Origin of the sequence: Ruegeria sp. R8_1 (genome assembly GCF_017743815.1) — a bacterium.
Classification (GTDB): Bacteria; Pseudomonadota; Alphaproteobacteria; order Rhodobacterales; family Rhodobacteraceae; genus Ruegeria; species Ruegeria lacuscaerulensis_A.
This window is the reverse complement of sequence record NZ_JAGHRL010000004.1, coordinates 118885-140661: the sequence shown is the minus strand read 5'-3', so window position 1 is coordinate 140661 and position 21777 is coordinate 118885. Positions and strand designations below refer to the sequence as shown.

Here is a 21777-nt window from a genome sequence, read left to right as displayed (position 1 = left end):
CCGACAGGGAGAGCGCGCATGAGCAATTTCGGAAAAGGATGTCACCTGCATCTGATCGACGGATCGGCCTTTATTTTCAGGGCCTATCATGCGCTGCCCCCGCTGACGCGCAAATCTGATGGCCTGCCGATCGGGGCTGTATCGGGCTTCTGCAACATGCTGCAGAAATATGTCGAAGGGAACGCCGGCCCCGATGCGCCGACCCATGTTGCGGTGATCTTCGACAAGGGGTCACACACGTTCCGCAACGACCTCTATGATCTGTACAAGGCCAACCGCGAGGCCATGCCCGAGGATCTGCGTCCGCAGATGCCACTGACCCGCGAGGCGACCCGCGCCTTCAACATCGCCTGCAAAGAGTTGGAGGGCTATGAGGCCGATGACATCATCGCTACGCTGGCCGTTCAGGCGCGCGATGCGGGCGGACGGGTGACGATTGTCAGTTCCGACAAGGATTTGATGCAGCTTGTAGGCGGCGGCGTGGAAATGCTGGATGCGATGAAGAACAAACGCATCGACAAGGATGGCGTGTTCGAGAAGTTCGGTGTCGGGCCTGAACGCGTGGTTGATGTGCAGGCGCTGGCAGGCGACAGCGTAGATAACGTGCCGGGTGCGCCGGGGATCGGGGTCAAGACAGCGGCCCTGCTGATCAACGAATATGGCGATCTGGAAACCCTGCTGGACCGCGCGGAGGAGATCAAACAGCCCAAGCGCCGCCAGACCCTGATCGAAAAGCGCGACCAGATCGAGTTGTCGAAAAAACTGGTGCAACTGGACGAAAACACGCCGCTGGATTTCACGCTGGATGATCTTGAGGTGCAGGACCCCGATCCTGAAACCTTGCTGGGGTTCCTTGCGGATATGGAGTTCCGCACCCTCACCAAACGCATTGCCGACAAGCTGGGGGCCGAGGCCCCGGTGATTGCTGATGCGCCTGCGCCCGAGGTGGTGACCGAGGCTGAGGATATCCCGTTTGACGCCTCGAAATACGAATGTGTGCGCGACGCTGCGGCGCTGCAGGCGTGGATCGACCGGGCTTATGAAACGGGCTGGGTGGCCGTCGACACCGAGACGACCGGATTGAACGAAATGATCGCCGATCTGGTGGGCATTTCCCTGTGTGTCACGGCGGGTGAGGCCTGCTACATCCCGCTGACCCACCGCGATGGGGCCGCCGATGATCTGTTCGGGTCTGATGCACTGGCCGAGGGGCAGATGCCGCTGGATGAGGCTCTAACCTTGCTGAAACCGATGCTTCAGGACGCCTCGATCCTGAAGATTGGCCAAAACATGAAATACGATGCCAAGATTTTCGCGCGCTATGGCGTGGAGGTGGCGCCGATCGACGACACGATGCTGATGTCTTATGCGATGCATGGCGGTGAGCACGGGCATGGGATGGATACGCTGTCCGAGCGCTACCTGAATCACACGCCGATTCCGATCAAACCGCTGCTGGGCTCCGGCAAATCGGCCATCACTTTCGACAAGGTGCCGATTGACGAGGCGACGGCTTACGCCGCTGAGGACGCGGATATCACCCTGCGCCTGTGGAAGCTGTTCAAACCGCAACTGCATCAGGTGCAGGTGACGACGGTTTATGAGACGCTCGAACGCCCGCTGGTGCCGGTTCTCAAAGAGATGGAGATGCATGGCATCAAGGTGGATCGCGATGTGCTGTCCCGCATGTCTAACGCCTTTGCGCAGAAAATGGCCGGGTTAGAGGCTGAAATTCACGAATTGGCTGGTGAGAACTTCAATGTCGGCTCACCCGCGCAGTTGGGTGAGATTCTGTTCGACAAGATGGGGCTTGAGGGCGGTAAGAAGGGCAAGACCGGGAAGTATTCGACCGGGGCGGACATTCTTGAAGACCTCGCCACCGAGCATGAACTGCCCCGCCGCGTGCTGGACTGGCGGCAGCTTTCCAAGCTGAAATCGACCTATACGGATGCGCTGCAGACCCATATCAACCCCGATACGGGCCGGGTGCATACATCTTATTCGATCACGGGGGCCAACACGGGGCGTCTGGCCTCGACCGATCCAAACTTGCAGAATATCCCGGTGCGCACCGAAGAAGGCCGCCGCATCCGTGAGGCGTTTATTGCCGAGCCGGGCAATGTGATGGTCAGCCTCGACTATAGCCAGATCGAACTGCGGATTCTGGCCCATATCGCCGATATTTCGACCCTGAAACAGGCATTCGCGGATGGGCTGGACATTCACGCCATGACCGCCTCCGAGATGTTTGACGTGCCGTTGGACGAGATGACGCCCGATATTCGCCGTCAGGCCAAGGCGATCAACTTTGGTGTGATTTACGGGATTTCAGGCTTTGGTCTGGCGCGCAACCTGCGTATTCCACGCGCCGAGGCTCAGGGTTTCATCGACCGGTATTTTGAGCGGTTCCCTGGTATCAGAGCCTATATGGACGACACGGTCGCCTTTGCCAAAGAGCATGGCTATGTGCAGACGCTGTTTGGCCGCAAAATCCACACGCCCGAGATCAATGCTAAGGGGCCGCATGCCGGGTTCTCGCGCCGGGCGGCGATCAACGCACCGATTCAGGGGACGGCGGCAGATGTGATCAGACGGGCGATGGTGCGGATGCCGGAGGCGATCAACGGGCTGCCTGCCAAGATGCTGCTACAGGTGCATGACGAATTGCTGTTCGAAGTGGCCGAGGATGCGGTGGATCAGGTGATCGGTGTGGCGCGCGACGTGATGGAGGGAGCATCGGATCCCGCTGTTAAACTGGATGTCAAGTTGAGCGTCGATGCCGGGCAGGGTGCCAACTGGGCCGAGGCGCATTAAGGGCGCGCTGCTCATCAGGCCCGGCGGGCCCTCTTTGCAGCGGGTCAATCCTGCGTCTTGACCCAACCTTCGACCATACGTTTGACGAAAGGTCCAAGGCTTAGAATAACAAGAAATGCGATGGGCCAACAAAAGGCCCAGGACCCGAACCAGTCACCCAGGGTGGTAGGGCCAAAACCAACTGCTTTGACGGTTGCGATACCTGTAACGATACAGGACATCAGTCCTGACATGATCAGACCGAAAAGGGCGTGGGCGAAACGGGCTGGTATCATTGAGGGCGCTTTCGAAGTCGAGACGTTCTTCATTTGCTGGATTTTTTGTCAAGAATCCAGAGTTATGGGGTCATCCAACCAAGACTGTCTGCGGAATTTTGCGTGGACGGGGTGTATTCGGCACTGACCCAACCTGTGTACCCATGTTGGTCCATGGCCGCGAACAGGGCCGCGAAGTCCGTTGGGCCTTTGCCCGGTTCAGCCCGGTTCGGTGCGGCACCGATCTGAGCATGTACAACATGTGGTCGATAGCGGTTCCAGATTTCCAGCGCGTCGCCATGAATCATATGCGCGTGAAAGCTGTCGTATTGCAGGCCGATATTGGGGCGGTCTACCTGGGTCAGAACCTCGGCGGCAAGCGCGTAGTCGTTCAGGAAGTAATCCGGTTGCGAGACAGGGTTCAGCGGCTCGATCGTGAACTTTTGGTTCGGCGCATAGTCGGCAGCCCATTGCAGATTGCGCACAAACGATTCAAGCGCATCAGGGCCCGAAGCATAGCCGGACATGATGTGGATCAGCCCCGGTTTCAGCACGTCCGCATAGCGCATCACCCGGCGAATATCGGACCGAAATCGCCCCTCGCCGCCAGGCACGGCCGCATAGCCCGGCTGCCCGCCGGTATAGTTGGGAGGTGGTGCGTTGATCAGCACAAGTTCAAGCCCGTTAGCCAGTAGGGCGCGGCGGGTTTCCTTGGCGGCCAGTTCATAGGGGAACAGGATTTCGACGGCTTTGAACCCGGCCTCAGCCGCTGCTTGGAACCGGTCGAGATAGGGCAGTTCGGCGAACAGCAATGAGATATTGGCGGCAAATTTCGGCATGATCGGGTCCGGGTTGATGGTGGCCGGACCTTAGCGGGCCGGGTTTGGCGGTGAAAGGGCCTGAAAACGACAGATTGTCGAAAATCGGCCAGAACACCCGGCGCAGATCAGGGACATTCGGGACAATGCGGCGAATCATTTCCGGTCGCCGATCCAACAGAAGGTCTGACACCATGGCGATGAGCCCTGACCCCGTGCGCGGGAACGCCCTCTCTGTGTCTGCCGGGCGCAGTTCTGCCTTATCGGGCAATGGCTTGGCGGTCGCCAGTATGTTGACGTGGGCGGCTGGGTTTCCGGCGGCTGAGGTGCTGCTGCAAAGCTGGCCTCCGGTCGCCTTGCTGGTGGCGCGGCTGGCGTTGGCGGTGCTGGTTATGGTGCCGATCTGGGTGCTGTTTGACGGCCCGACCCGTGTGCTGCGAGCGCGTTGGGGTCACGCGATGTTTGTCGGTGCTGCCTTGGGTGGGGGCATGTTCCTGATCATCCTAGCGCAGAAGCTGACCGATCCCGTGACCGTGGCGATCATCGCATCCTGCGCGCCCTTGTTCGCAACGGTGTTAGAAGTGGCGACGGGCGCACGGCGGCTGCGGTGGAATTTTGCGTTGGGCGTGATCGTGTCGATTGTCGGTGGTTTAATTGCCACCAGCGCGGTGGCCCCGGCGCAGCTGGGCTTGGGAGCGATTTGCGCCATTGCGTCCACGGGCCTGTTCTGCTGGGCCAGCATGGCAACGGCGCGTGATTTCCCCGATCTCAGCCAGACAGGGCGCAGCACCATCACCTTTGTCGGGGGGCTGGGAACCGCTGCAGTGTTGTTCGCCGGTGCCGCGCAGATGGGGATGGAGGTGATGCCTACCACTGCACTCGACATGCAGCAGGCGGGGATGCTGGTGATTTATGCGCTGATCTCCATGGGGTTGAGTCAGGTGTTTTTCATCGCATCCGTGGGCAAGATCGGCGTGGCGTTGGCCTCATTCCACATTAACATCGCGCCATTTTACGTGATGCTGATCATGCTGGTGCTGGGCGAGGAGTGGAACTGGACCCGCGCGCTGGGCGCGGGGATCGTGGCAGTGGCCGTGATCGTGGCACAAGAGCGTCGGGCGCAGGTGGTTTAATCCGGCAGATCATCCGAGCGGATCAGAGGGAAAAACTGCCCGCCGGACCAGACACCGAACCAATCGCCGCTGTGCTCGGCGATGTCGACCAGCCGGTAAAAACTTTTGCGGTCGATCCGCGCCTCAAGGTTTGCGCGTACCAATATATAGGGGGCAGGCTCCTCTGTTTCGGCATCAATGACAATCCGGAGCGGATGGTCCGCACCTGCGACTGCCGTGTCGCCCACATGCGTGGTGAATGTCAGCTTTTGCGACTCGCCGCTGCCCTCGACCTCGAAATCGACGGCTACGAAAGGTACGTCCTCGACAGTGATTCCCACCTTCTCGATTGGGGTGACGAGGTAATATTTCCCGTCTTCTTTCTTAAGAATTGACGAAAACAGCTTCACAAGCTCGAACCGGTTGATCGGCGACCCTAGATAAGACCAAGAGCCATCTTTGGCGACATGAATGTCCAGATCGCCACAAAACGGAGGATTCCAAAGGTGAACCGGCGGCAAACCCCGCGTTTTGGCGGCTTTGACTGATGCTTCAATGCCATCAGGCGACGGGGTCACAGGTTTTTGTCCGCTCATTGCTTTTGCCATTTCCTCTCAGCGCGATACACTCTGCTTATAATAGTCCACGGAAGGGAAAGTCATGACCGAACCTGCCGACCTCGTGTCCGAGATCGAAGCGCTGGAATCGAAACTGCAAGAGGCCAAGTCCTCGATCACCCGTCGCTTTATCGGACAGGAAAGGGTCGTGGACCTGACCCTGACCGCGCTGCTGTGCGGCGGGCATGCGTTGCTGATCGGTCTGCCCGGTCTGGGCAAGACACGTCTGGTCGAAACTTTGTCGACCGTGATGGGCCTGCACGGCAACCGCATCCAGTTCACACCGGACCTGATGCCTGCCGATATTCTGGGATCCGAGGTTCTGGATACCGCCGAAGATGGCAGCCGCCATTTCCGGTTCATTTCTGGTCCGATCTTTTGCCAGCTGCTGATGGCGGATGAGATCAACCGCGCCAGCCCCCGAACGCAATCGGCGCTGCTGCAAGCGATGCAGGAACGTACGGTGACAGTGGCGGGCGAGGATCGCTCGCTGGGGACGCCCTTTCACGTGTTGGCGACGCAGAACCCGATTGAGCAGGAAGGCACCTATCCGTTGCCCGAGGCACAGTTGGACCGTTTCCTTGTGCAGATCGACGTGGAATACCCTGATCGTCAGACCGAGCGTGATATTCTGCTGGCCACCACGGGCATCGAAGAAGATGACGCACATGAGATTTTCACCAAAGAGGAATTGTTGGCCGCGCAGGTGCTGCTGCGGCGCATGCCCGTCGGAGATTCGGTGGTTGAGCTGATCCTCGATCTAGTTCGTGCCTTCCGCCCGGATGAGGCGGGCGTGTCCGAACGTGTGGCTGAAACCGTCGCATGGGGGCCCGGTCCGCGTGCGGCGCAAGCCTTGATGATGACAGTGCGGGCGCGGGCGATGCTGCAAGGGCGGCTGGCCCCGAATGCCGAGGATGTCTTGGATATGGCCCGCCCTGTGCTCAGCCACCGGATGGCGCTGAACTTCGCGGCGCGGGCGCGTGGCGACAATCTGGCTGACCTGATCGAAAGCACTGCTGCCGGCTTGATCCGCACCGAGGCTGCGGCGTGAATGCCGCGCTGACCCTTCGTGAAAGATCCGAAGCCGAGGCGTCCCGGCTGCCGCCCCTGTTGGCGCGGGCCGAACATCTGGCCGGAACGGTTCTGCTGGGCGATCACGGGCGCAGGCGGTCGGGTCTGGGTGATGATTTCTGGCAGTACCGCCCGGCCCAGATCGGGGACAGTCGTCGGATGATCGACCATCGCCGCTCGGCGCGCGGAGATCAGCAGTTTGTACGCGAACGCGAATGGCAGATCGCGCAATCGGTGATGCTGTGGGTCGATCAGGGCGCCTCGATGCGGTTCGCGTCGGACAAGAACCATCCGACTAAAGCCGACCGGGCGCGCTTGCTGGGCCTGGCCACGGCCATTCTGCTGGTGCGAGGCGGAGAACGCGTGGGCCTGACCGGCACCACCCTGCCGCCCCGGCGCGGCAACGCGCAGATCGTGCGGCTGGCGCAAGCCTGGTCCGAGGATGCCGAGGCCGATTATGCCCCGCCCGAGCACCGCGCCATGATCCCGCATGCGCGGGCCGTGTTCATTTCCGATTTTCTGGGGCCCATGGACGAGGTCGAACTGGCCCTGACCAAGGCCGCTGACCGGGGCGTGCGCGGGGTTCTGTTGCAGGTTCTGGACCCGACCGAGGAAAGCTTTCCCTATCGCGGTCGGACCATATTCGAAAGCGTCGGCGGCACGACCCGCCACGAGACATTGAAAGCCGGAGAGCTGCGCGACCGTTATCTGGATCGGCTTGCCAAACGTAAGGACGCGCTGACGCAGTTGTGTCGCGCGACCGGTTGGCAGCTTGGGCTGCATCACACGGGTGACAGCGCGCAGGCGGCTCTGTTGTGGCTCTATCGTGCGTTGGATCGGGGGTCTGTATGACGATTTTGGCAGGCATCGGTTTTACCGCGCCATGGGTGTTGCTGGGTCTGCTGACCCTGCCGATCCTTTGGCTGATCCTGCGCGCCGTGCCGCCCGCGCCGATCCGGCGGTTGTTCCCGGCGGTGACGTTGTTGCTGGGGTTGAAGGATGAAGAGAGCGTCTCGGACCGCACGCCTTGGTGGCTGCTTTTACTGCGAATGTTGGCAGCGGCGGCGATCATCATCGGGCTTGCAGGTCCGGTTCTGAACCCCTCGCGTGATCAAGCCGGGTCAGGACCGTTGATGTTGGTGCTGGATGCCAGTTGGGCCGGGGCCACGCAGTGGTCGTCGACGCTGGACCAGATCGATGCGCAACTGGCTGAGGCTGGGCGCGCTGGGCGGACCGTTGCAATCCTGAGCCTGACCCAACCCGAGATGCCGGTGTTCCAGTCTGCCGAAGACTGGCGCGGCAGGTTGCCCGGTCTGACGCCCGCTCCGTGGCAGCCAACCGAGATCCAGATAGAACAAACCGCTGCTGCGTTGAACCAGCTGGATGGCGGGTTCGATACGCATTGGTTCAGCGACCGATTGGACTATGACGGGTTTGACGCGATCCTTGCAGAGTTGCAGCGGCGGGGCGAAGTGACGGTGTATCAGTCTGCCTCGCCTGTGTTTGCGATCCTGCCGGCCTCCTATCAGGACGGGCTTATACAACTGACCGCCCAACGGTCTGAGGCCGGACCGGCTGAGGAAATCACTGTTCTGGCACAGGGCCGCGATCCAGCCGGTGCGATGCGTGTTCTGCAGTCGGTGGATATGACGTTCGACAGCGGTGAAACACAGGCCCAGGTCGATCTTTCCTTACCGTCCGAGTTGCGCGCCCGCATCACGCGGTTCGAAATCCAGGGCCAACGCTCGGCCGGCGCTTTGACACTGACCGATGACAGCCTGCGGCGACGCGAAGTTGCCCTGATCGCCGGCACCTTGAACCGCGAAGGGCTCGAGCTGCTGTCACCGCTGCACTACCTGACGCAGGTGCTGATCCCAACTGCAGATTTCGTCGAGGGTGGTTTGCTGGACGTTTTGCCCGCCAACCCGGACGTGATCGTGCTTGCCGATGTGGCGAAACTGTCTGCGGGTGAGCAAGAGGCCGTGGTAGAATGGGTTGAACAGGGCGGGTTACTGTTGCGCTTTGCCGGGCCACGTATGGCCGCCAGCGATCTGGGTCGCGACGCCGAGGATGCTTTGCTGCCGGTGCGCCTGCGCAGCGGGGGCCGCTCGGTCGGAGGTGCGATGAGCTGGGGCGAGGCCAAGGGGCTGGCTCCGTTCCCGGAAGAATCGCCCTTTTACGGGCTCGAGGTGCCGTCGGACGTTTCGGTGACCACGCAAGTAATGGCCCAACCCGACCCTAATCTGGCGGATCGGGTGATTGCCTCGCTTTCAGATGGCACACCGCTGGTGACACGCAAGGCTTTGGGTCTGGGTCAGGTGGTGCTGTTTCATGTGACTGCAGATGCGGAATGGTCCAGTCTGCCGCTGTCGGGTCTGTTCGTCGAAATGCTGGACCGTCTGGCGGTCGCGTCGGCGGCCAAGTCACGGCAAGAGTCACAGTTGCAGGGCACCACGTGGGAGCCGATTCAGGTAATGGACGGCTTTGGTGCCCTTACGGATGCGGGCAACCTGTCTGGCGTGGACGGTGTCGATCTTGTCTCGGGCCAGATCGGCCCGGACCTGCGTCCGGGGCTGTATGAAAGTGGTAAACAAAAGCTGGCGCTGAACGTTCTGACCGAGGATACGGCTCTGACCCCTATTTCCTGGCCAGCAGATGTGCCGATCAAGGGGCAAGAGATCAGTACCGAGACCCCGATCGGCGGTATCCTCCTGAGCCTCGCGCTTTTGCTGCTGACGTTGGATGTTATAGCGTCACTTGCGCTGTCAGGACGTCTGGGATTGGCGCGCGCTGCGGCCGTGGCGCTGGGCGCTGTGCTGATTGCCCCCAACGCGCAGGCGCAGACGCCCGAAGATACCGAGTTTGCCTTGAATGCCACGACCGAGCTGGTGCTGGCGCATGTGTTGACGGGCAACGCAGAGGTTGACGATATCGCAGGCGCGGGCATGCGCGGGCTGGCGCAGACGCTGTTCTACCGCACATCGGTCGAACCGGCCGACCCAATCGGAGTGGATCTGGAACGTGATGAGCTAGCCTTTTTCCCGTTGCTCTACTGGCCGATCACTCCGGATCAACCGCAACCCTCGGCCGAGGCGTATTCCAAGCTGAACGCCTATTTGCGGTCGGGCGGGATGATCCTGTTTGACACGCGCGATTCAGATGTGGCGCGGTTCGGCGCCGCCAGTCCCAATGGCCGCAAATTGCAGCAACTGGCAGGACCGCTGAATATCCCATCGCTCGAACCTATTCCCCGTGACCATGTGCTGACGCGGACCTTCTATCTGCTGCAGGATTTTCCCGGTCGGTATGCAGGCACGGATGTTTGGGTCGAGTCTGCACCGCTGGATGCTGAGCAGATCGACGGTATGCCGTTCAGGAACCTCAACGACAATGTGACGCCTGTGGTGATCGGCGGCAATGACTGGGCCGGAGCATGGGCCGTGGATCGAAATGGTCAGGCGCTTTTGCCCGTTGGACGCGGCTATGCCGGGGAACGTCAGCGTGAGCTGGCCAACCGCTTCGGGGTCAATCTGGTGATGCATGTGCTGACCGGAAACTACAAATCGGATCAGGTACATGTACCTGCGCTGCTGGACAGGTTGGGACAATGACCGGAACCGTACTTTTTGACCCGTTGATCCCGTGGACGGTTCTGGCTGTTGTGGCTGCCATTGCCGCAGCGGGTGTGGCGTTGGCCCTGTGGCGTGGCCTGTCGGGCTGGGCGTTGCGTGGTTTGGCGGCGCTGGTGGTGGTCGCGGCATTGACTGGGCCCGTTTATCAGGTCGAAGATCGCGCTCCGCTGACCGACATCGTATTGATGATCGAAGACGAAAGCGCCAGCCAGACTTTGTCGGACCGGGCTGAACAAACGGTCCAAACCGCCGATGATCTGGCCGCCGAGATCGAGTCCCGCGACAATACCGAACTGCGTCGTATCAAAGTTGGCGACGGCGAGGGCGACGAGGGCACCCAGGTCATGGCTGCGTTGAACGAAGCGCTGGCCGAAGAACCCCGCGCCAGAATTGCGGGCATTCTGGTCGTTTCGGATGGTATCATCCACGATGCAGAGCAAGCGCCGGACCTTCCTGCGCCAATGCACCTTTTGCAGACGGGGCGCGCCGATGATTGGGATCGTCGTCTGATCGTTCGTAACGCTCCGGCCTTTGCCATTATCGGCGAGCCCGTCACCCTGACATTGCGGGTCGAAGACAGCGGTGCCGCTCCGGCGGGTGCGGCAACCGCCCCGCTAGAAATCTCGGTCGATGGCGCCGAGGCAGAGCAGTTTACCATTCCCATCGGTGTCGATGTCGAGTTGCCCATCACGCTGCCTCATGGCGGGCGCAACGTGCTGCAATTCACGGTGCCGCAGGCCGAAGGTGAGCTGACCGATCGCAACAACACCGCCCTTATCCAAATGAACGGCGTGCGCGATCGCCTGCGTGTGCTGCTCGTCTCGGGCGAGCCGCATCCCGGCGGGCGGACATGGCGGAACCTGCTGAAATCCGACAGCTCGGTCGATCTGGTGCATTTCACCATCCTGCGCCCACCCGAGAAACAGGACGGCGTGCCGGTGGATGAGCTTTCGCTGATCGCCTTCCCCACGCGTGAGTTGTTTCTGGAGAAGATCAACGATTTCGACCTGATCATCTTTGATCGCTATAAACGACGCGGCATCCTGCCCGCCATCTATCTGGACAATGTCAGCAACTACATTAACGACGGTGGTGCTGTTCTGATCGCGGCGGGGCCGGATTTTGCCAGTGCCGACAGTATTTTCCGGTCGCCTTTGGCCTCAATCCTTCCGGCGCAGCCAACCGCGCGGGTGATCGAAGAACGCTTTGTCCCCATGGTGACGGATCTGGGTCAGCGCCATCCGGTAACGACCGATCTGGGTGATCCTGAAAACTGGGGCGCATGGCTGCGGCAGATTGACGTGAACCAGCGCCGGGGTGAGATGCTGATGACGGGCGTGGACGACCGCCCTTTGCTGGTGCTGGACCGGGTGGGCGAGGGTCGCGTCGCGATGTTGGCCTCGGATCACGCCTGGCTGTGGAGTCGCGGTTTCGAAGGCGGCGGGCCTCAGTTGGAACTGCTGCGCCGTCTGGCCCATTGGATGATGAAAGAGCCCGAGCTTGAAGAAGAGGCGCTGTGGGCCGAAGCCAACGGTCAGATTATGCGCATTATTCGCCAAACCCTTGAGGATGAGGTCGGCCCAGTGACCGTCACGCTCCCCAATGGCGAAACGCTTGAGGTGACATTGGACGAGGTCTCGCCCGGTCGATTCGAAGCGCAGTATTACGGGCCCGAGATTGGTCTTTACCGTTTGCAGGAGGGTGAGTACTCGGCGGTGATCGGCCTTGGTCCCGCCGCGCCAAAAGAGTTCGAGCGCACGATTGCGACCTCGGAGGTGCTGGACCCTATTCTGGCGGGACTGCGCGGTGGCACCATCCGGATCGAGGATGGGATGCCGTCAATCCGCAATGTGAGGGTCGGTCGACCCGCCTCGGGTCGTGGTTGGATTGGCCTGACGCCGCGCAACGCTTATGAAACGCGGGATGTGACGCAGGCCGGATTGTTGCCGCCATGGTTGGTTTTGCTGCTGGCGGGCGGTTTCCTGATTGGTGGATGGATGCGCGAAGGGCGGCGTTGATCCCTAAGTCTCTGACGACAAGGCCCCGTTTAGTCAGAGCGCCGAGCGTCGTTCCGCCCGCTGGCAACAGAGTGGTCAGAGTATTTGGCATGCATCTTAGGCAAACCGATCTGGCCGTCTGTTACGCATTCTGACAGCGTCGAGTGACAGGGCCGACGGTTCTGTGCGCGGCATGAAGCGCCTTAGGTTTCATCCAATCTGTGATCCGCCACCAGTTGCTCAGGTGACGGCTTAAACACTTCTTCACGCTCTGCCGCGATGCTGGTTTGGAAATGCTTTGGGATCGTCACGGATGAGTCTTGCAACAAAACTTGCACAGGAAAGACGCGCGCGGCTGGCTGCCGAACGGTTGCTTGAGATGAAACAGGCCGAGCTGTCTGCGGCCAATCGCAAACTTGGTTTGCACGCGATGGCCCTGACCAAACGTATCGGCGAAACGCAGGCCGAGGTTGAGACCGTTCGCGATGAGAACGAAAAGGTCAAATCTGATCTGACGCTGGCCAATGCCAAGATCGAAGTGGCCGAGCGTCGGCTGTGGCATTCGATACAGACATTCCATGACGGGTTTGCGTTTTTCGATGGCGACAATCGCCTGATCGGGGCGAACACGGCCTACCTGAGTGTGTTCGAAGGTATTGACGAGGTTGCGCCCGGTATCGCCTATCCCCGTATCCTGGAAATTCTCACGACCGAGGGTTTGATTGATCTTGGCGATGAAGCAGCGTGTGATTGGATCCAGCGAATGCAGGCCAGGTGGGCGAAAACGAACCCCGAGCCTGAAATTATTCGCCTTTGGAACGGCCACTACTTCAAACTGATTGACCAGCGCGGCAACGGGGGGGACGTGGTCAGCCTGGCGCTGAACATTTCTGCGTCGGTCCGACACGAGGCCGAGCTGAAAGCCGCGCGTGAAAGGGCTGAAGCCGCAAACCGCGCAAAGTCTGCGTTTTTGGCAAATATGAGCCACGAAATCAGAACCCCGATGAATGGTATCGTGGGCATGACCGAACTGATGTCGGAAACGCCACTGGATGAAGAACAAAGGCTCTATCTCAATACTATCCGCAATTCGGGCGAGGCATTGTTGGTCATCATCAATGATGTTTTGGACTATTCGAAGATCGAAGCTGACAAGCTGATCCTGCATCCCGAACAATTCGATTTTGAGCGATGCATACTGGAAGTATCTATGCTGCTGCAGCCCAGTGTTCGGGACAAGGGGCTGACATTGCTGGTCGACTACGACCTGTTCCTGCCAACTCTTTTCATGGGGGATCCGGGTCGTGTGCGTCAGGTTTTGACCAATCTGGTTGGCAACGCAGTCAAGTTCACGTCACAAGGTCATGTCCTCATCCGGGTAACAGGAGTACCCAATACGGATCTGCGCACCTGCGATATCCATGTGGCAATCGAGGACACCGGGATAGGCATCGATGCCGAAAAAATTGACCATATTTTTGGTGAATTCAACCAGGTCGAGGATGAACGCAACCGGCAGTTTGAAGGAACAGGGTTGGGTCTGGCCATCACTAAGCGGTTGATCGCTTTGATGGGTGGCACGATCTGGGTTGAAAGTGAACCACACAAGGGTTCGTGCTTCGGTTTCCGAATTTCTCTGCCGACAATTGAAGGCCCCCAGCCCGAACCGCCTGACCTGGCGGAGGGGCTGAGGCACGTCATCGTCGTCGAAGATATGGCTGTAAACCGTGCCATCCTGGCCAAACAGTTCAGCCGTCTGGGGGCACGGGTAACGGTTTGTAGCTCTGGCAGCGAAGCGTTGTCGAAGATTGACGACAGCGTGGGACTAATTCTGTGCGATCACGATCTGCCTGACATGGATGGATTAGAGCTTGCCACCACACTCAAGGACCGGGGATGGGACGACCTGCCCATTGTCCTGATGTCGGCCAACCCAGCTATGATCCACGCCAATCCGGCCTGCCATCTTATTGAAGGTGTTCTGCAGAAACCCATACCCAGAGCCGAACTCTATTCGCGACTGACCGCTTTGGGCCGCGCAGCGCAAACGGATGACGTGCCGCCTGTTACAACCAGAGCGGCTTCCTTGTCCAACGGATCGCAAAAACGGCTCATGCGGGTTCTGACCGCCGAGGATAACAGGACCAACCAGTTGATCCTGCAAAAAATGGTTAAAGATCTGAACATCGATCTGCGCTTTGCAGCAAACGGAACTGAGGCTGTTGAGGCTTATCAGAGCTTCGACCCCGATCTTGTTTTCATGGACATATCTATGCCAGGCATGGACGGCAAACAGGCGACGGCAGAAATCCGACGACAAGAGATTGAGACAGGCCGCCACGTTCCCATCATCGCCCTGACGGCGCATGCAATGGCAGGAGATGATCAGGGTATCCTGTCGGCGGGGTTGGACCATTATCTGACCAAGCCGCTGCAAAAGCGGAAAATTCATCAGATGATCCAAAACCATCAACCTGATGGGACGCACCCGTTGATTGCCGAGGCGCATGTGTCGGGCTAGGCTTTCACAATGACTGAACTCCGCGGCTTTCACCCTCGCGCCTTGGGCGAGATCGCCATCCGCTGCGCTGATATGGCTGCGATGGTCGCGTTTTACGAAGACGTCATCGGCCTGCAGCGCCTGAGCGGCGACCACAATAGCGCCATCACCTTTTTCCGCAGGGGGCCACATGCAGGTGCTGGCCCTGTTCCACCATGCTGCCGCCCCGCGCCCCGGATTGCATCCAACGGCAGGTGGCGCCCTGACAACCGGAGCCGCATCATCCCTGCATCACATCGCGCTGTCGCTGCCATTCAAGGAACAAGAGGCGGTGATGCGCTGGTATGAACAATTGGGCCAGCCTTACCGCGTCGAACAGTTCGGCTGGATCGGTTGGCGCGGTATTTTCACCGAAGACCCCGAGGGCAACACGGTGGAATTGGTCGCCTTTGACCCGTCACTGCGCGATCACGCGGAGTAGGGGCGCACGAAAACCGGTTTGTCCTCTGATGACAGATCGGGCCGATATTCATAGCCGCCAGTGTCGAAATCCAGCAAACCCTTGGGGTCTGTCAGGCGGCGTTGAATGATATAGCGAGCCATGGCCCCGCGCGCTTTCTTGGCGAAAAAGCTGACGATCTTGGGGGTGCCGGCCTTGTCCTCCATGAAAACGGGGGTGATCACCCGCAGGTTCAGCGCCTTGAGGTCAACCGCGCCGAAATATTCCTGACTAGCGCAGTTCACCAGCACGTCCGACCCGATCTGTGCGCCCTGTGTGTTCAAAGCCTTGCTCAGCTGATCGCGCCAGTATTCATACAGGTTCTTGCCGCGCCGGGTTTTCAGCTTGCTGCCCATCTCCAGCCGATAGGGTTGAATCGCGTCCAGCGGGCGCAGCACGCCGTAAAGCCCCGACAGAATCCGCAGGTGATCCTGCGCCCAGGCCATTTCATCTGCATCCAAAGATGCGGCTTCCAACCCTTGATAGGTATCCCCGGCAAAGGCTAGCGCGGCGGGGCGGGTCAGATCGGCCTCGGGCGCATCAGAAAAGGCACGATACCGGTCGCGGTTCAGGCGGGCCAGATCATCGCTCAGGTCCATCAGCTTTTTCAGATCGCCCAGCGTCAGGTTGCGGGCGGTTTTCGACAGCCGGATCGCGTCGTCCTGAAAATCGGGTTGGGTGACCGTCACATCGCGCTCGGCCCAGTCCAGCCGCTTGGCCGGGGAAATCACTACCAGCATATCCGCCCTTACTCCTTGCCTGTTGGGGCGTATTTAGCCCGCCTGTTCCAGCACGTCCAGAAAGGCGGCGCCAAACCTTTCGTGACGACGGTCGCCCAGCACCTGTTCCAGCCCGCGCTGATCGCCGGGCCGCAGTTGGGCCACCTTGGCCAGTTGCGAGGCCGAGCAGGTCAGCGGTTTGTCGATCCCGTCAGGTCCGCGGGTCAGGTCATTCTGTGCGGCCAGAAGCTGGTCGTAGATCTCGCCCTGATCGCGCCCGGCCAGTTTGCGGCGGGCAGGGTGCAGCGCGGCGGCCTCACCCGCGATCACCTCAAGGAAGGTGTCGCCATAGCGTTCCAGTTTCTTCGCGCCGATGCCGCCGATCCGGGCCATATCGTCCAGCGTCATGGGGCGGGTTTCGGCCATTTCGATCAGGGTGCGGTCAGGGAAGATGACATAGGCCGGAACCCGCTGCGATTCCGCCAGCGCGCGGCGTTTGGCCTTGAGCGCCGAAAGCAGCGGCGCGTCTTCTTCGGCCACCATCGCTTTGACGGCGGGCCGGCGGGTGGCTTTGCGGATCGTGTCCTTGCGCAGGTTGATCTGCGCCTCGCCTTTCAGGATCGGCTTGGCGGCCTTGGTCATGCGCAGCGCGCCGTGGCGGTCGGGGTCGGGGCGGACCAGATCATGCCCCATCATCTGCCGGAAAATCGCCTGCCATTGCGGGCGGGACCAGTCCTTGCCGATGCCCCATGTGGACAGCGCATCATGCCGCCGCGCCCGGACCTTGTCGGTTTCATTGGCTAGCAGGATGTCGATCAGATGGCCTGATCCAAACCATTCCTCGGTGCGCAGGATCGCGGACAGGGCCATGCGGACGGGGGTGGTGCCGTCGAACACTTCGGGCGGGGTATCGCACAGATCGCATTTGCCGCAGGGCTCGGCCTCTTCGCCGAAATAGCCCAGCAAGGTTTGACGGCGACAGACCAGCGCCTCGGCCAACCCAAGCAGAGCATTCAGACGGGCATGGTCGGCCATACGCCGTTCAGCCGGGGCCAGCCCTTCGTCGATTTGCGAGCGGCGCAGGCGGATGTCATCGGGGCCGAACAGGGTCAGCGTCTCGGCAGGACCGCCATCGCGGCCCGCGCGGCCGATCTCTTGATAGTATGCCTCGATGGATTTGGGCAGGTCCGCATGGGCGACCCAGCGGATGTCGGGTTTGTCGATGCCCATACCAAAGGCAACGGTCGCGACCACGATCAGTCCATCTTCGCGCGCAAAGCGGGTTTCGACAATGCGGCGATCTTCGGGGTCCATACCGCCGTGATAGTGACAGGCTGAGTGCCCCTCGGCGCGCAGGGCCTGCGCCAGCACCTCGGTCTTGTTACGGGTACCGCAATAAACGATGCCGGATTGCCCTTTGCGCGCGGCGGCGAACTCCAGCACCTGTTTTCGCGGCCCGTCCTTGGCGGCAAAGGCCAGATGGATGTTGGGCCGGTCAAAGCCGCGCAGAAATTTGCGGGGCGCAGAGCCATCAAACAGTTTCTCGACAATCTCATCCTGCGTTTCCGCATCCGCTGTGGCGGTGAAGGCGGCCAAGGGGACGTTCAGCGCGCGCCGCAGCTCTCCGATCCGCAGGTAATCGGGGCGGAAATCATGGCCCCATTGGCTGACGCAATGCGCCTCGTCCACCGCAATAAGGCTGACATTGATCCGGCGCAGCATCCCCAAAGCCGACCCGGCGGCCAGACGTTCGGGCGCCATGTAGAGGAGTTTCAGGCGTCCGGCCTCCAGCGCCTCCCACACCGCGTCGGTTTCCTCAGGCGTGTTGCCGGATGTCAGGGCGCCGGCCTCAACACCGGCCTCCTGCAGGCCGCGCACCTGATCGCGCATCAGGGCGATCAGGGGGGAAATCACCACCGTCACGCCGTCGCGCAGCAGGGCAGGCAGTTGGAAACACAGGGATTTACCGCCACCCGTGGGCATGATGGCCAGAACGTTCTCGCCTGCCGTCACGGCGTCGACGATCTCTTCCTGACCGGGTCGGAAATCGTCGAATCCAAAGACATCTCGCAGCAAAGGCGCGGAGTCGAACATCTGCGGGGTTGCCCTGTTTTAAGGTTTATCTGCTCTTAAGACAGGACAATCACATACTAAGATTCGGTGAACAAGAGGTCAGACGAAATAGACCATATTGTTGATCAGAATGATCCGCGCCGCATAGACGCCGACCAGCACGACCAGAGGCGTCAGGTCCAGCCCCCCCATATTGGGCAGGATACGGCGGATCGGGCCGTATATCGGCTCGAGTATGCGGTTCAGGCCGTACCAGATTTGCGCCACCAGCTGCTGATGCAGGTTGAGCACCTGAAAATTGATCAGCCAGCTCATGATCACATGGGCCAGAATGATGAACCAGACAATGTCCAGGATCAGCAGAAGGATTTGGATCAGCGACAGCATGGGGCCTCCGGGGTATTGCTTTGTCGAGACGTAAGCGCCCCGGCGTCAAAGAGCAAGCCCGCGCCAACACAACCCTTGCGAATTGGGGTAAAGCCCCGTCTTATAAAGACAACGATAACAGGGGCAGTCATGGCAGAGATTTCCAAGCGCAAGCGCATCTGGGGCTGGTGGTTTTTTGACTGGGCCAGTCAGCCCTATCATACGTTGTTGGTCACCTTTGTCTTTGGCCCCTATTTTGCGGGCGTTGCGGCAGGGTACTTCAGCGGCACCGGGCTGGATGCACAGGCCGCCGCTGCGCGGGCGCAAACGGTTTGGGCCAATTGCCTGACGATCACAGGGCTGATCATCGCTTTTGGTGCCCCCTTGCTGGGCGCTATGGCGGATGTATCGGGGCGGCGCATCCCCTGGATATTTGCGTTCTCGGTGATGTATGCGGTGGGCTCGGCTGCGCTTTGGTATACGTTGCCTGATGGGTCGAACATGTGGCTGATGCTGTCAGCCTTTGGTCTGGGCTTTGTGGGGGCGGAATACGCGCTGATCTTCATCAATTCGCAATTGCCTGATCTGGGCGATGACAGCGAAGTGGGTGAGATTTCGGGATCGGGCTTTGCCTTTGGCTATTTCGGCGGGCTGATCTCGCTGGCGATTATGTTGCTGCTGTTTGTGGAACAGCCCAATGGCAAAACACTGATCGGCCTGGACCCGGCCTTTGGACTAGACGCCGCCGCGCAGGAGGGGACGCGCTTTGTCGGCCCCTTCACCGCGCTGTGGTTCGTGCTGTTTATGGTGCCTTATTTCTTGTGGGTTCGCGACGATCCGCAGACCGAGAAAACGGGTAGCCTGGCTGAGGCGCTGCGACTGCTGGGCAAATCCATCTCGGATCTACGGCACCGGGTGAGCCTTGCGACCTATCTGGGGTCATCCATGTTCTACCGCGATGCGCTGAACGGGCTTTACAGCTTTGGTGGCGTTTACGCGCGGTTGGTGCTGGAATGGGATCTGATCAAGATTGGCGTTTTTGGGATTGTCAGCGTTCTGGCCTCGGCCATCTTTGCGTGGATCGGGGGCAAGGCGGACAAGAAATATGGCCCTAAACCAGTGATTTTGATCGCGATCTGGGTGCTGATCTTTGTTTGTATCACCGTGGTGTCGATGGACCGGACACAGATTTACGGCATTGCTTTGCCCGCGGGGTCGGGCCTGCCGGATATGGTGTTCTTTGGTTGTGGCGTTCTGATCGGCGGTATGGGGGGCATCCTGCAATCGGCCAGCCGGTCGTTAATGGTGCGCCACACGGACCCAAAAGCCCCGGTCGAGAGCTTTGGCCTGTATGGCCTGTCGGGCCGGGCCACCGCATTTGCCGCGCCTTTGTTGGTGGGGATTGTCACGGCGGCCACGGGAAGTGCGCGTCTGGGGGTGTCACCGATCATCGCTTTGTTTATTCTGGGCTTGTTCCTAATGCGCTGGGTTAAACCGGAAGGGGATCAGAGCAGATGATTTTATTACGTTTTTTGACCGTATTGGCGGCCATTGCATGGGCAGGCGCAGTGGGCGCACAGCCGCTGGCCAAACAGCTTTTCGGGGCGCAAAAGCAAAGCTCGCAGCAAAAACCCGCCGCGTTCGGCAGTTATTCGCGCGGATGTGCCGCCGGTTCGGTGCAGCTGCCCGAAACTGGACCCACGTGGCAGGCCATGCGCCTGTCGCGCAACCGCAACTGGGGGCACCCGGTGGCGATCGACTATGTGCAGGATCTCAGCCGGTTTGCTGCGAAACAGCCAGGCTGGAATGGGCTTTATATCGGGGATATCAGCCAGCCGAGGGGCGGGCCGATGACATCCGGTCACCGCTCGCACCAGTTGGGCCTCGATATCGACATCTGGATGCTGCCCGGCGACAACATGCGACTGGGGCGCAAAGCGCGCGAAAATATCTCGTCGATTTCCCTGCGCCGGTCCGCAGGGGCCTTTGTGAATGACAACTGGACCCGACAACACCACGAGATCCTGAAAGCCGCCGCCAAGGACAAGCGCGTGGCGCGGATTTTTGTCTTTCCTGGCGCCAAGGTACAAATGTGCAAGGATGAAAAGGGCAACCGCGCCTATTTGCGAAAAATCCGGCCGTGGTGGGGCCATCACTATCATTTCCATGTCCGGCTGGCCTGTCCGCGTGGCTCGAAAGGATGCGTCAATCAGGACCCGCCACCCAAGGGTGATGGCTGCGATCAAGCGCAGCAATGGGTGAACAACATCCTTAACCCGCCGCCGCCTGACCCCAATGCGCCTGCACCGAAGCCCCGGCGTGAATATCGTTTGGCCGATCTGCCTCAGCAATGCGCCGCCGTTCTGCAATCCAACTGATCTGCGCGCTGCCCTTTGCGGGGGCGGCAACAGCGGTCGAGGTCAAGTCCGCGACCCATCTGCAAAGCCATGCGTGGCGTCACACCGCAGATTGGTTCGGCGGGTTTTCGGCCCTGCAGATGTCAGAGGGTGGCCACAAGATGGTCGCGCTTGGCGATCGGGCGACGTTGGTAAACGCGACCATTGCGCGGGATAAGAACGGTATCCGAGATATCCAAATCACAGGCCACTGGCCGGTTCTGTCCAGCAAGGGGCGACCTTTGACAGGAAGGGTTGGCGATTCCGAGGGTATCGCCTTTGCGCCCGATGGCAGCTTTTACATCTCATTCGAGGCCCTGCACCGCGTGGCGCATTATCGCGCCCCAAGTGCCAAAGCCAGTGTGCTACCCCGGCCGCAGGCATTCCAAACCCTTGACCTGAACGGGTCTTTCGAAGCTTTGGCAATTGATGCTGCAGGTCAGCTTTACACCATGCCCGAAAAAAGCCGGACTCCGCATGGCGACATCCCCGTCTATCGCTGGGATGGGCAAGCGTGGTCGACACCGTTTGTGCTGCCGCAGAGCGGAAAATTCCTGCCTGTATCGGCCGATTTCGGCCCCGACGGCCAGCTTTACGTGTTGGAGCGTGCCTTGGGGTGGACGGGGTTTAAATCCCGGTTGCGGCGTTGGCAAATTGACGGGGACGGGCCTCAGACCGAAGAAACCCTGTTCCAGACCAGCACCGGCGCGCATGACAACCTGGAAGGTCTGTCCATCTGGCGCGACGATCAGGGGCGGCTGCGGGCAACGATGATCTCGGATGACAATTTCCTGGCCTTACAACGCACCGAGCTGGTGGAATATCTGCTGCCCGATTGACTTAGATCCCCCAAGCGTCTAAACGCACGGCTTGCCTTGGGATACCCCCTGGCCAAGTCGCCGCTACCTT

The 21777-nt window shown here is 60.3% G+C and carries 17 protein-coding genes and 1 pseudogene; 12 read left to right on the top strand and 6 right to left on the bottom strand.

Going from position 1 to position 21777, the window contains the following annotated elements; translation table 11 throughout:
• The first annotated feature begins 18 nt into the window (after positions 1–18).
• Positions 19–2814 (top strand): DNA polymerase I, encoded by a 2796-nt coding sequence (polA, locus tag J7380_RS10975; RefSeq protein ID WP_209195782.1) that lies wholly within the window; start codon positions 19–21, stop codon positions 2812–2814.
• A gap of 44 nt (positions 2815–2858) precedes the next feature.
• Here the strand turns inward: polA and J7380_RS10970 are convergent, their stop codons facing one another.
• Together J7380_RS10970 and J7380_RS10965 are read right to left on the bottom strand one after the other, a co-directional pair.
• Positions 2859–3089 carry a DUF2798 domain-containing protein gene (locus J7380_RS10970; protein ID WP_170356052.1) on the bottom strand — a complete coding sequence of 77 codons (231 nt, stop codon included), beginning with the start codon at positions 3087–3089 and terminating at the stop codon, positions 2859–2861.
• Between the two features lie 62 nt (positions 3090–3151).
• Complete coding sequence (locus tag J7380_RS10965) at positions 3152–3907, bottom strand: TIM barrel protein (protein WP_209195781.1); 756 nt, start codon at positions 3905–3907, stop codon at positions 3152–3154.
• A 173-nt stretch (positions 3908–4080) separates the two neighbouring features.
• On the opposite strand from J7380_RS10965, the gene J7380_RS10960 reads away from it, so the two are divergent.
• Positions 4081–5019 carry a DMT family transporter gene (locus J7380_RS10960; protein ID WP_247742510.1) on the top strand — a complete coding sequence of 313 codons (939 nt, stop codon included), beginning with the start codon at positions 4081–4083 and terminating at the stop codon, positions 5017–5019.
• On the opposite strand, the gene J7380_RS10955 is transcribed toward J7380_RS10960, so the two are convergent.
• The gene (locus J7380_RS10955) at positions 5016–5594 is read right to left on the bottom strand and encodes a DUF1285 domain-containing protein (RefSeq protein WP_209195779.1); all 579 of its coding nucleotides are present in this window, start codon (positions 5592–5594) and stop codon (positions 5016–5018) included. The genes J7380_RS10960 and J7380_RS10955 overlap by 4 nt on opposite strands.
• A gap of 64 nt (positions 5595–5658) precedes the next feature.
• Between J7380_RS10955 and J7380_RS10950 the strand changes: the two genes are divergently transcribed.
• The 7 genes and pseudogenes from J7380_RS10950 to J7380_RS20355 all read left to right on the top strand — a co-directional run bounded on the left by J7380_RS10950 (position 5659) and on the right by J7380_RS20355 (position 15296).
• Positions 5659–6666 (top strand): MoxR family ATPase, encoded by a 1008-nt coding sequence (locus J7380_RS10950; RefSeq protein WP_209195778.1) that lies wholly within the window; start codon positions 5659–5661, stop codon positions 6664–6666.
• On the top strand, positions 6663–7538 hold the full coding sequence (locus J7380_RS10945) for a DUF58 domain-containing protein (RefSeq protein ID WP_209195777.1): 876 nt from the start codon (positions 6663–6665) through the stop codon (positions 7536–7538). Before J7380_RS10950 ends, J7380_RS10945 begins: the two co-directional genes overlap by 4 nt.
• Complete coding sequence (locus J7380_RS10940) at positions 7535–10297, top strand: DUF4159 domain-containing protein (RefSeq protein ID WP_209195776.1); 2763 nt, start codon at positions 7535–7537, stop codon at positions 10295–10297. The genes J7380_RS10945 and J7380_RS10940 overlap by 4 nt, the downstream gene beginning before the upstream one ends.
• The gene (locus J7380_RS10935) at positions 10294–12336 is read left to right on the top strand and encodes a hypothetical protein (RefSeq protein ID WP_209195775.1); all 2043 of its coding nucleotides are present in this window, start codon (positions 10294–10296) and stop codon (positions 12334–12336) included. The genes J7380_RS10940 and J7380_RS10935 overlap by 4 nt, the downstream gene beginning before the upstream one ends.
• Positions 12337–12628: 292 nt before the next feature.
• The gene (locus J7380_RS10930) at positions 12629–14836 is read left to right on the top strand and encodes a response regulator (RefSeq protein ID WP_209195774.1); all 2208 of its coding nucleotides are present in this window, start codon (positions 12629–12631) and stop codon (positions 14834–14836) included.
• Positions 14837–14845: 9 nt separating this feature from the next.
• Positions 14846–14928, top strand: a pseudogene (locus J7380_RS20580) (VOC family protein); the annotation flags it as partial.
• Positions 14929–15005: 77 nt separating this feature from the next.
• Positions 15006–15296 (top strand): VOC family protein, encoded by a 291-nt coding sequence (locus J7380_RS20355; RefSeq protein WP_247742540.1) that lies wholly within the window; start codon positions 15006–15008, stop codon positions 15294–15296.
• Here the strand turns inward: J7380_RS20355 and yaaA are convergent.
• From yaaA to J7380_RS10910, 3 genes are all read right to left on the bottom strand, one after another.
• Positions 15284–16054 (bottom strand): peroxide stress protein YaaA, encoded by a 771-nt coding sequence (yaaA, locus tag J7380_RS10920; protein ID WP_209195773.1) that lies wholly within the window; start codon positions 16052–16054, stop codon positions 15284–15286. The genes J7380_RS20355 and yaaA overlap by 13 nt on opposite strands.
• Positions 16055–16087: 33 nt before the next feature.
• Positions 16088–18127, bottom strand: a complete 2040-nt coding sequence (recQ, locus tag J7380_RS10915) for a DNA helicase RecQ (RefSeq protein ID WP_209195772.1) — start codon at positions 18125–18127, stop codon at positions 16088–16090.
• 78 nt (positions 18128–18205) lie between these two features.
• Complete coding sequence (locus J7380_RS10910; protein ID WP_170355859.1) at positions 18206–18493, bottom strand: YggT family protein; 288 nt, start codon at positions 18491–18493, stop codon at positions 18206–18208.
• A gap of 129 nt (positions 18494–18622) precedes the next feature.
• Here J7380_RS10910 and J7380_RS10905 point away from each other — a divergent pair, with 129 nt between their 5' ends.
• From J7380_RS10905 to J7380_RS10895, 3 genes are read left to right on the top strand one after another with little or no spacing between them, the layout of a single operon-like run.
• A complete protein-coding gene (locus tag J7380_RS10905; protein ID WP_209195771.1) occupies positions 18623–19990 on the top strand; it encodes an MFS transporter in 1368 nt (455 codons plus the stop codon).
• Positions 19987–20850, top strand: coding sequence for a penicillin-insensitive murein endopeptidase (gene mepA, locus J7380_RS10900; protein ID WP_170355862.1), 864 nt, complete (start codon positions 19987–19989; stop codon positions 20848–20850). Before J7380_RS10905 ends, mepA begins: the two co-directional genes overlap by 4 nt.
• On the top strand, positions 20823–21707 hold the full coding sequence (locus J7380_RS10895; protein WP_209195770.1) for an esterase-like activity of phytase family protein: 885 nt from the start codon (positions 20823–20825) through the stop codon (positions 21705–21707). The genes mepA and J7380_RS10895 overlap by 28 nt, the downstream gene beginning before the upstream one ends.
• Positions 21708–21777: the final 70 nt, after the last annotated feature.